This is a genomic window from Desulfothermus sp. (assembly GCF_053993635.1).
Genome location: NZ_JBMYBT010000132.1, coordinates 1 through 9,278, shown reverse-complemented (window position 1 = coordinate 9,278; position 9,278 = coordinate 1). Strand labels below are relative to the sequence as shown.

Below are 9,278 nucleotides of genomic sequence, written 5' to 3'. Positions count from 1 at the left end.
CACCCGTCCGCCGCTCTACTCGCAACCCGAAGGTCACTTTCGCGCTCGACTTGCATGTGTTAGGCACGCCGCCAGCGTTCATTCTGAGCCAGGATCAAACTCTCAGGTTATTACTATATAACCTTCTACCCTATCCCTAATGAATAGAGCCTCTATCCTTACCTGTCCTCCCCATTCCTATAACTATCTACTTTGTCAATGAACCGGAAAATTAATTATACTCACAACTTTTACATTGTCAATATTTTTTTATTTTTTTTTAAAGAGCCTTTTTGCTTGCGTCGAGGAAGATATGTATAAGTATTTTTAAAACTCCTGTCAATAATTTTTTTTAAAAAAATTAATTTTTGAGTATGTAACAAAAAGTGTGTATATCCCCAGGGTGTTGAGGGTGATAAATAAGGGGATATTAGTGATCAGTGTGAGTGATCTGTGTGAGTGGACAACAAATGACAGACAGTGATAACAGATCACTCTTAATTAGAATTTACACAAATAATGTTACAGGGTCTTATTTTAATCATCCTTAAAAAACTGCGTCAATCAACAAATTATCTCTATGCACAACTTCTTCAGGACATGGATCCCTTGTTATTAATTCTGGAACATCTCGTGTATTTTTGCCTCCGATTATCTTTAACTCTTCACTTGAATAATTACAAAGACCTACACCAATCTCTGCCCCATCTTCAGATAATATTTTAACCAGAGAATTTTCTTCAAAATTACCCAAAACTCTTACAATTCCTGCTGGCAACAAACTTTTTCCTTTAAATAAAAGGGCATTTTTTGCGCCTAAGTCAACGACAATAGTGCCTTTTGGTTCTAAATTGTAGGCAAGCCAAAACTTTCTTCTGGGTACAATATTTTTGCACGGTTGTATCCATGTGCCATGAATTTCACCACTAAATACCTTTTCTAAGACAAAAGGAATCTTTCCCGAGACGATCAATGTGGGAACCCCTAGTTGTGCCGCCCGCTTTGCCGCGAGCAACTTTGAATACATTCCACCTGTCCCACTTAAAGTCTTTCCCATACACATAGATTCAATATCAAGGGACATGATGTCATCTATAAAATGAATAGGTTTTGCATTTTTATCTTGATCGGGATTAGAGGTATAAACTCCTTTAGCAGAAGTAAGATTTACAAACAGATCCGCCCCCACTAAATTGAGTATTAAGGTAGCCAAATAGTCATTGTCTCCAAATTTTAATTCTTCCACAACTACTGTATCGTTTTCATTTACAATTGGTACTACCCCTTCTGACAAAAGCGTAGAAAAGGTATTCCTGGCATTTAAAAATCTTTGCCTACTCTTTAAATCATCTTTAGTAAGGAGGATTTGTGCTGTAATCTTATTATATTTTTCAAAGGCCTCATCGTATATGTGCATAAGTCTGCTCTGTCCAACAGCTGCTGCGGCCTGTTTTTTTTCTAATGGTAATTTTCCTTTCAGGGAATATTTCAAATAGGTTGCTCCTGTTGCCACAGCACCTGATGAGACCAGGATCACCTTTTTCCCCATATCGTGGATATTGGAAATTTGATCCACCAGCCTATTTATGACTCTCAAATCCAATCCCTTGTCACCATTGGTCAAAACAGCACTTCCTACTTTTAAAACTATAAGTTTTGCATCCTTAAGAGTATTCTTAATTGTACTTGCGATTGCCTTATCTTTTGTCTTATCCTCAAGCCCCATTTAAAATCACCTATTGCTTAACTTGATTTCATGGCAAGTTCATTTTCATTACTTTTAAATAATTTAGTTAATATAAAATAGTGGGGACGTAGCCTTTTACCTCAAACCAAATTTTTTCCATTACCCTACTTAGTCCCTCTTTTGTCTTTAAAGACAAAAGATAAACCTCTTTAGATAATTTTTCCAACTTCTTTTTTAAATACCTTTTTTGTTCTTCATCAAGCAGATCTATTTTATTTATTACCTGAATCTGAGGCTTTGAAACAAGGGCAGGATCAAACCTATAAAGCTCTTCATTTATTAGCTCAAATCCATCTAATGGAAAATCCAAGGATATTTCTTCAACGCTTAAAAGATGGACCAACACCTTTGTTCTCAGCACATGCCTTAAAAATCTATCTCCCAATCCCTGGCCCTTGTGAGCTCCTTCTATTAGACCCGGAATATCAGCAATAATGATTCGTTCACCCACATCTCCTTCAACCACCCCTAGTTGAGGAGTGAGCGTAGTAAAAGGATAAGAGGCAATCTTGGGCCTTGCAGCTGAAACCTTTGAGATAAAAGTAGATTTACCTGCATTTGGAAGTCCTATTAAACCCACATCTGCAATCAACTTAAGCTCCAGAAAAAGGCGCTTTTCTTCGCCCTCTTCACCTCTCTCAGCTATGCGAGGAGCCCTTTGAACCGGAGACTTAAAATGCGTATTCCCTCTACCTCCACGGCCACCCCTGGCAACTAGAATACCTTTATCTCTACCATCTAAGTCTGCCAATAGCTTTTTCTCTCCCTTATCATTTACCTCATAGACCAAGGTCCCCATTGGCACATAAATATATAGGTCTTTACCCTTACGTCCATTTTTCTGTTTCCCCTGGCCAGGTTGACCATTTTCTGCCATGTAAACCCTTTTTAGCCTCAAATCATAGAGGGTAAGCAAATTTTCCTTTGCCTGAACATAAACATCCCCGCCTTTACCACCATCTCCACCATCTGGACCACCCCTTGGGACGTATTTTTCCCGCCTAAAGGAAACACACCCATTCCCACCACGTCCAGCTTTCACCAAAATTTCTGCTTCATCTACAAACTTCATACTTACAACCAACGCATTTAAAAAACAAAAAAGGAGGCCGTATTTTCAGGCACGCCCAAAATACCAGCCTCCGTAGCTTAAGACCTACAAAACTAAAAACACTTAAAAGAGTTTTATTGTTCAACAGGGATAATATGCACCCTGGTCTTGACCTTTCTCTTCCTCGTAAACTTTTCATACTTTACATATCCATCAACCTTTGCAAAAAGGGTATAATCTCTACCCATCCCCACATTTTCACCAGGATATATCTTTGTCCCAAGCTGCCTTACCAAAATATTTCCTGCCTTAACTAATTGTCCTCCAAAACGCTTTACGCCACGCCTTTGCCCAATACTGTCTCTTCCATTCCTTGAACTACCACCTGCTTTTTTATGAGCCATAATACGCCCCCTTAAATCTCTATGGATTTTACTTTAATTTTGGTGTAATACTGACGATGTCCTTGTTTCTTCTTATAATCTTTACGCCTTTTAAATTTAAAAACTATGACCTTTTTATGCCTGCCTTGCTCAACAACTTCACCTACCACCTTTCCACTCAAATAAGGATTTCCAACCAAGACATCGTCTTCGCCTCTACAAGCAAACAAAATTTTGTCTAAAACCACTTCTTCTCCCACTTGAGCATCCAATTTCTCAACAGTGATAACATCCCCTTCTTTTACTGGATATTGTTTACTCCCGGTCTCTAAGATTACATACATAACAAAATTCCCTCCCAAAAAAAATTATACACCAGCCACAAAAAGTTTCCGCTGGATATTTCTCAAAAAAATTTTGCTAGAAGAGAAAATATAATCTCATTTTATATAGTTAGTCAAGAGTTATATTCAACGTCCCCACCTTGGTCCTTGCTACCACTAACACATCAACCATCCCTGCCCCTGCAGCCTTTAGAACCTTAGAACACTCTGATGCAGTGGCACCTGATGTATAAACATCATCTACTAAAATGAGATTTATACCTTTAATATCGCCTATTACACAAAAGACATTTTTTACATTTTTTTCTCTCTCTGATTTCTTAAGCCCTACCTGGGAGACGGTATCTTTTGTGCGAACCAAAATATTTCTTTCAATAGGAACACCGAGTAATCTGGACAGCCTTCTAGAAATTTCTAAAGATTGATTAAACCCTCTCAATTTAAGCCTATTTTTATGAATAGGCACAGGAATAATAATATCAGGATCAAAATCAGAATCAGCCTTGAAATAAGCCTTGCATAAAAGATCTTGGAGTATTCCTAAACAAGCAAAATCCCCTCTATACTTAAACTCTGTAATTATCTGTCTTAAAATATCCCTATAATAGCCATAAAAGGAAAAGTAATCCCATGGTCGTTTATTTGTTAAACACTCGCCACAACAGGTTAATTTTTCAGATGTCAAAGGTTCACCGCATGTTATACAATAGCCTTTTTGAACATTGAGAGACTCTATTTTCTCTGCGCATAACTTGCACAAAAAACCATTATTTTTTAGCCCCCCACAAATTGCACACCTGATTATTGGAAAAAAAGAAAGAAATCTTTCAATGAGTAAATTCATATTTATTACTTTTTTCTCCAACCAGAGTTAAATCTTTTAAAGTCTAGGGCTAATATGCGCCAACTAAATAGAAATCAGGTAAGGACTAGCCCTTAAGTCATTTGATAATCCACAAAAAATCTGCTGGTCTAAAAAGTAGAAAATATAAGCCTATTGAAATAAACAATGCCATATATCCTAAAATAAGAAATTTTGCAGTAAACCTTGCTGTATTTTTTGTACCTTCACAAGAAATATATAATTTATAGGCTATCAGATTTGCCAAAGAGCCTATCAAACTACCAAATCCACCAGCATTTGTCCCCCATAATAAGGGTTGCCAATTTGATGTAAATTTTGCAATGAGTAGTGTTGCAGGAACATTACTCATGACCTGACTTGTGAGTACTGATAATAGAAATATATGTCCAAAATGGCTTATCTCAGGAGCCAGTATGGTTTTTAGATTGTCCGCTATTCCAAAAAAGAAAAAAAAGCTAAAAAGTAGAGAATAATCAACATATAATGCTTTTTGGTCAAATATAAACGCAAAAAATATAACAGCAACTCCACTTACAAGAGGAAGAATATGAAAAACAGTGAGAAGAACAACAATAAATAACACTCCATAGACATATCCCTTTTTATTGATTTTCTGTATTTGATCTTCCTTTAAATCTTTTTGGATTACAACAAAGAGCGAAGAGACCGTCAGCAATCCAAGAAAAGCTAAAGAAAAAGGAAAAATCGTCTTTATGAATGTAAAGGGATGAATGTGGTAAAACCAATAAATATAAAGATTCTGAGGATTACCAATTGGAGTTAATGCAGAACCAGCATTGGCTGCCAATGCCTCAAAAATTACAAGAATGTCTTTTTTATTTATGTTAAGCGATAATGTAATGGGAACAATAACTATTAACGCAATATCATTTGTTACCAACATGGACAAAAAAAAGGTTCCTAATACTAGTTTTAAGGGTATGGCTTTACCTTTTTCTATAAATTGGGATATTTTTAAGAGCAACCCACTTTTCTGTAAACCATTTACAGTAATAAACAACACAAACAAGATAAACAGGACATTTAACTCATTGATTGAAGGGATGGGAAGATGCTTTGTATAAAGGGATAACAGGACAAAACCAACTCCTGAGGCGATTAGCAGCCATTCTTTTATGACAAAATCAATGAATGTTACTTCATGTTTCACCAATTATATTCTCCTGTTGGGTGATATAAAGGCTAAATAAAAAATTAAGTGGAAGGTACTCCATCCCATAAAGTGATTAGTTAGGCAATACAGTTATAGCAGCAGGTTTAGGCCCAATAACCAGGCCCAGGGCTAGACCTGGTCATGTCTATATTTGAAGGGCACTAAAATCTGCTAGGGTAGATAATTTTTTTGTCAGGGCATAGAGGAGATTTAATCTATTTCTTCTAAGTGCAGGATCTTCACACATTACCATTACATTATCAAAAAATTCATCCACCACAGGTTTTAGGTCATATAAAAGCATAAAAAGTTCTATGAAATCTTCTTTTCCATAGAGATCATTCCATTTCTTATCAAGGTCTAAAATAGCCTGTGCCAGTTTCTTTTCTTCTTCCTCCACCATTTTGTCCATGTCAAATCTATCACTCAGGTTTCCTTCTGCAGAAATACCCTGTTTTCTGATTATATTGTCTGCCCTCTTAAATGTGAGTACAGCACTTTCAAAATCTTTCTGTTCACTAAATTGTTTTAAGGCTTCAAGCCTTTTTTGGGCAAGGTAGATATTGTCAATATCAGCCCCCAGTGCTGCGTCCACAATTTTGGTCTCATATCCAAGAGATGTAAAATATCCTTTTAACCTGGCAGCTACAAATTCCCTTAACTTTGTTAAAGTAGTCTCTTTTGAATTTTTCCATTTAATATCCCCATATGTATCAAACACCTTAGAAAATGCATCAAAAAGAGAAAAATTAAACCCCTTATCTAGAATAATTCTTATAATTGCAAGGGTTTGTCGTCTCATGCCATGGGGATCCTGGGCTCCTGTTGGGATCATGTCCAATCCAAAGCAACCAATAATGTTGTCCATTTTATCTGCAAGGGATAAGATTGCCCCACCTATGGTTTTAGGTAATGGACTATCTACTCCTGTTGGCAGGTAATGTTCATAGATGGCACTGCTTACAACTTCATCCTCACCCTTTATTTTTGCATAAATGCCACCCATGATTCCCTGCAGGTCATCAAATTCACCTACCATCTCTGAAACAAGGTCTACTTTTGCAAGTTGAGCGGCCCTTTTCATAGAATTTTTTAGTTCTGGAGCCAATTTATCTGAGAGAAATTCACAGATTTTTTCCAATCTATTTGCCTTGTCTCCCATGGAACCAAGTGGTCCTAAAAATACCACCCTATTTAATTCTTCCCTCCATTCTTCTAAAGACGCTTTGTTGTCCACATTCCAAAAAAATCTGGCATCTTCCAATCTTGCACGTAGAACCCTTTCCCATCCTTTTTTTACAAGGGACATATCAGAGGGCACTATGTTTAGAGTGCACAGAAAATATGGGAGGAGATTCCCATTTTCATCTTCAATACCAAAGGATTTTTGGTGTGTTTTAATACTGGTTAACAAAACCTCTTTAGGCAATTCTAAAAATTTAGAATGAAATTCCCCAATTAAGGGAAGGGGATATTCAATAAGTCCAATTACTTCTTCCAGAAGTTCATCATCCCATATCACTCTGCCTCCCAGTTTTTGGGCATCTTTATTTCCTATTTCTTTAATAATATTAAGCCGTTTCTTAGGATCTAAAATAACTTTTCCCTTATTTTCTATTATTTCAAAATATTCATCGCACGATGAAACAGAAAATGGGCCTTTTCCCATGACCCTATGGCCATAGGTCTTATTGGAGGAGCCAATTGAAGCAATTTCAAAATCAATAATTTCAGTATTAAAGAGTGCCAGTATCCATCTAATTGGACGTCCAAACAAAAAACCAGAATCTTCCCATTTCATCCTTTTGGGAAAATGGATCCTTGAGATTATGTCCTTTATTATATCTGGTAGAATTTCCCTTGTGTTTGCCCCGCCAATTTCTTTTTTTGTGGCAATATACACCCCTTTTGGAGTCTTTTCTTCAAATAGGTCCTCTAATTCTACTCCCTGGGATTTTGCAAATCCAATTCCTGCCTTGGTGTAATTTCCGTCTTTGTCCTTGGCAATATTAACTGGGGGGCCTACTATCTTTTTTATCTCTTTGTTTTGTATCTCAGAAATATCTTCTACAAATGCTACTATCCTTCTAGGTGTAGCATAGGTTTTAACATCCTTAAACTGAATCTGCGCATTCTTTAATTCAGTCTCAAAGAGTTCCTTTAGTTGAGAAATTATACCAGATAAAAACCTGGATGGCATCTCTTCAGTTCCAATTTCTAGCAAAAATTTTCCCATTTTTTTTCCCCTCTCTTTATTTTCTTTCTAAACACAGAGGCCAGCGGCGACTAAGTAACAAATCCGCTGGACCGTTTTGTTAGCCCTTTAACTCTCCTATTAAGTTCATCAATGCCTTTACAATCTTAGGATGTAATGTTTTTCCTTTGTGAAAGGGTATAATAAATCTCTCATTACCTCTTTGATATATCCTATGACTTCCTTTACTCCTAATATGGTGAAACCCACAGCGAAGTAGTTTCTTTTCAGCTTCCTCTGGAGTAAGTCTTGGCAATTTAGGCAACTTCTATCTCCATGGAAGTCGTAAATATTTCTTTGCTTAAATAAAGTTTCTTTTCCTCTAAGGACAATGTCTCTAAATAAAGTTCTATGGCCTCCTTTATGTTTGATAAAACTTCCTCAAAAGAATCTCCTTGACTATGACATCCTTTTAATTCTGGACAATATGCATAATATCCATATTCATCTTTTTCTATTACTATATTTACTTTCATTTTATCTCCCATTTTTTACGGCCAACATTATATTTTTAATTGCCTCTTCATAACTATCTCCATGAATCATAGATCATCCTGATAATTCAGAAACTTCAGCAATAAAAACATTGTCTTCTTTACTTAGGTAATTTTATATTTTCTCATTATTTTTTATTTCACCATTTCAGGTAAAAGTAAACTTATTTTTGGACAGGCAATTATAATCCCTGTGCCTATGATAAGGGCTATTAAAAAAGGCACAATACCTGCAAATACCTCTTCTAGTTTTATATGAGGTGATAGCCCTTTTACAATATATGCATTAACTCCAACAGGAGGAGTAATTATGCCCATCTGGGTAATAAGCACAATAATTACTCCAAACCATACAGGGTCATAGCCAAGATTTACAATTATTGGATAAAAGATCGGAATTGTTAAAGTAACTAGAGCTAGCGCATCAATAAAACATCCTGCAATCAAATATATTAAACAGATCATGCTCACAACTCCCCATCCAGGGAGGTTTAAAGAAGATACAAAATTGGCCATCTCCATAGAGACCCTGGACAAGGCCAAAAAATGGCCAAATATAGTTGCCCCAGCAACCAGCATAATGACCATACAGGAGACGTTTAAAGTGTCGTATACTGCCTTAACAAAGTTTTTCCAGGAGAGTTTTTTCTGAATAACTACAATTACAAGCAGCAAAAATGATCCCACTGCCCCTGCCCTTGTTGGAGTAAAGATTCCCAAAAACATGCCCCCCATAACAAGTGAAAATACAAGCAGCGTTTCCCACACATCTATTATTGCTTTAATCTTTTCTTTTATGGGAAATTTTTCTCCTGGAGGAGATTGGGAAGGAGAGATAATGGAATAAAAATATACTGCAGTACAAAATAAGATAGTTATTAAAATTGCTGGCAAGATACCTGCTAAAAATAGTTTTCCTATGGATATTTGGGTTAAGATACCATATATAATGAACACAACAGATGGTGGCATAAGGATTCCAAGTCC

The 9,278-nt window shown here is 36.3% G+C and carries 10 protein-coding genes and 1 rRNA gene; all 11 read right to left on the bottom strand.

What is annotated here, in order from left to right; all coding sequences use genetic code 11:
• A 16S ribosomal RNA gene (locus ACY2V1_RS09820) occupies nucleotides 1–110 on the bottom strand; the annotation flags it as partial.
• A 416-nt stretch (nucleotides 111–526) separates the two neighbouring features.
• Complete coding sequence (gene proB / locus ACY2V1_RS09815; RefSeq protein ID WP_461834619.1) at nucleotides 527–1,705, bottom strand: glutamate 5-kinase; 1,179 nt, start codon at nucleotides 1,703–1,705, stop codon at nucleotides 527–529.
• A 67-nt stretch (nucleotides 1,706–1,772) separates the two neighbouring features.
• Nucleotides 1,773–2,798: a GTPase ObgE gene (obgE, locus tag ACY2V1_RS09810; RefSeq protein WP_461834618.1), complete on the bottom strand. Its 1,026-nt coding sequence runs from the start codon at nucleotides 2,796–2,798 to the stop codon at nucleotides 1,773–1,775.
• A 113-nt stretch (nucleotides 2,799–2,911) separates the two neighbouring features.
• On the bottom strand, nucleotides 2,912–3,181 hold the full coding sequence (gene rpmA, locus ACY2V1_RS09805) for a 50S ribosomal protein L27 (protein ID WP_075068974.1): 270 nt from the start codon (nucleotides 3,179–3,181) through the stop codon (nucleotides 2,912–2,914).
• An 11-nt stretch (nucleotides 3,182–3,192) separates the two neighbouring features.
• Nucleotides 3,193–3,504, bottom strand: a complete 312-nt coding sequence (rplU, locus tag ACY2V1_RS09800; RefSeq protein ID WP_461834617.1) for a 50S ribosomal protein L21 — start codon at nucleotides 3,502–3,504, stop codon at nucleotides 3,193–3,195.
• Between the two features lie 109 nt (nucleotides 3,505–3,613).
• Nucleotides 3,614–4,348 (bottom strand): ComF family protein, encoded by a 735-nt coding sequence (locus ACY2V1_RS09795; RefSeq protein WP_461834616.1) that lies wholly within the window; start codon nucleotides 4,346–4,348, stop codon nucleotides 3,614–3,616.
• Nucleotides 4,349–4,445: 97 nt separating this feature from the next.
• Entirely contained in the window at nucleotides 4,446–5,540 is a 1,095-nt protein-coding gene (locus tag ACY2V1_RS09790; RefSeq protein WP_461834615.1) for an SLC13 family permease, read from the bottom strand.
• A gap of 148 nt (nucleotides 5,541–5,688) precedes the next feature.
• Nucleotides 5,689–7,779, bottom strand: coding sequence for a glycine--tRNA ligase subunit beta (gene glyS / locus ACY2V1_RS09785; protein ID WP_461834614.1), 2,091 nt, complete (start codon nucleotides 7,777–7,779; stop codon nucleotides 5,689–5,691).
• A gap of 79 nt (nucleotides 7,780–7,858) precedes the next feature.
• Nucleotides 7,859–8,062 (bottom strand): type II toxin-antitoxin system HicA family toxin, encoded by a 204-nt coding sequence (locus tag ACY2V1_RS09780; RefSeq protein ID WP_461834613.1) that lies wholly within the window; start codon nucleotides 8,060–8,062, stop codon nucleotides 7,859–7,861.
• Entirely contained in the window at nucleotides 8,055–8,273 is a 219-nt protein-coding gene (locus ACY2V1_RS09775) for a type II toxin-antitoxin system HicB family antitoxin (protein WP_461834612.1), read from the bottom strand. The genes ACY2V1_RS09780 and ACY2V1_RS09775 overlap by 8 nt, the downstream gene beginning before the upstream one ends.
• Nucleotides 8,274–8,426: 153 nt before the next feature.
• On the bottom strand, nucleotides 8,427–9,278 hold an 852-nt coding region (locus ACY2V1_RS09770), incomplete at its 5' end, for a TRAP transporter large permease (RefSeq protein WP_461834611.1).

What these genes read in the sequence shown, in the direction of transcription:
- proB (WP_461834619.1), bottom strand. Translation starts at nt 1,705, where the DNA reads ATGGGGCTTGAGGATAAGACAAAAGATAAGGCAATCGCAAGTACAATT.
- obgE (WP_461834618.1), bottom strand. Translation starts at nt 2,798, where the DNA reads ATGAAGTTTGTAGATGAAGCAGAAATTTTGGTGAAAGCTGGACGTGGT.
- rpmA (WP_075068974.1), bottom strand. Translation starts at nt 3,181, where the DNA reads ATGGCTCATAAAAAAGCAGGTGGTAGTTCAAGGAATGGAAGAGACAGT.
- rplU (WP_461834617.1), bottom strand. Translation starts at nt 3,504, where the DNA reads ATGTATGTAATCTTAGAGACCGGGAGTAAACAATATCCAGTAAAAGAA.
- ACY2V1_RS09795 (WP_461834616.1), bottom strand. Translation starts at nt 4,348, where the DNA reads ATGAATTTACTCATTGAAAGATTTCTTTCTTTTTTTCCAATAATCAGG.
- glyS (WP_461834614.1), bottom strand. Translation starts at nt 7,779, where the DNA reads ATGGGAAAATTTTTGCTAGAAATTGGAACTGAAGAGATGCCATCCAGG.
- ACY2V1_RS09775 (WP_461834612.1), bottom strand. Translation starts at nt 8,273, where the DNA reads ATGAAAGTAAATATAGTAATAGAAAAAGATGAATATGGATATTATGCA.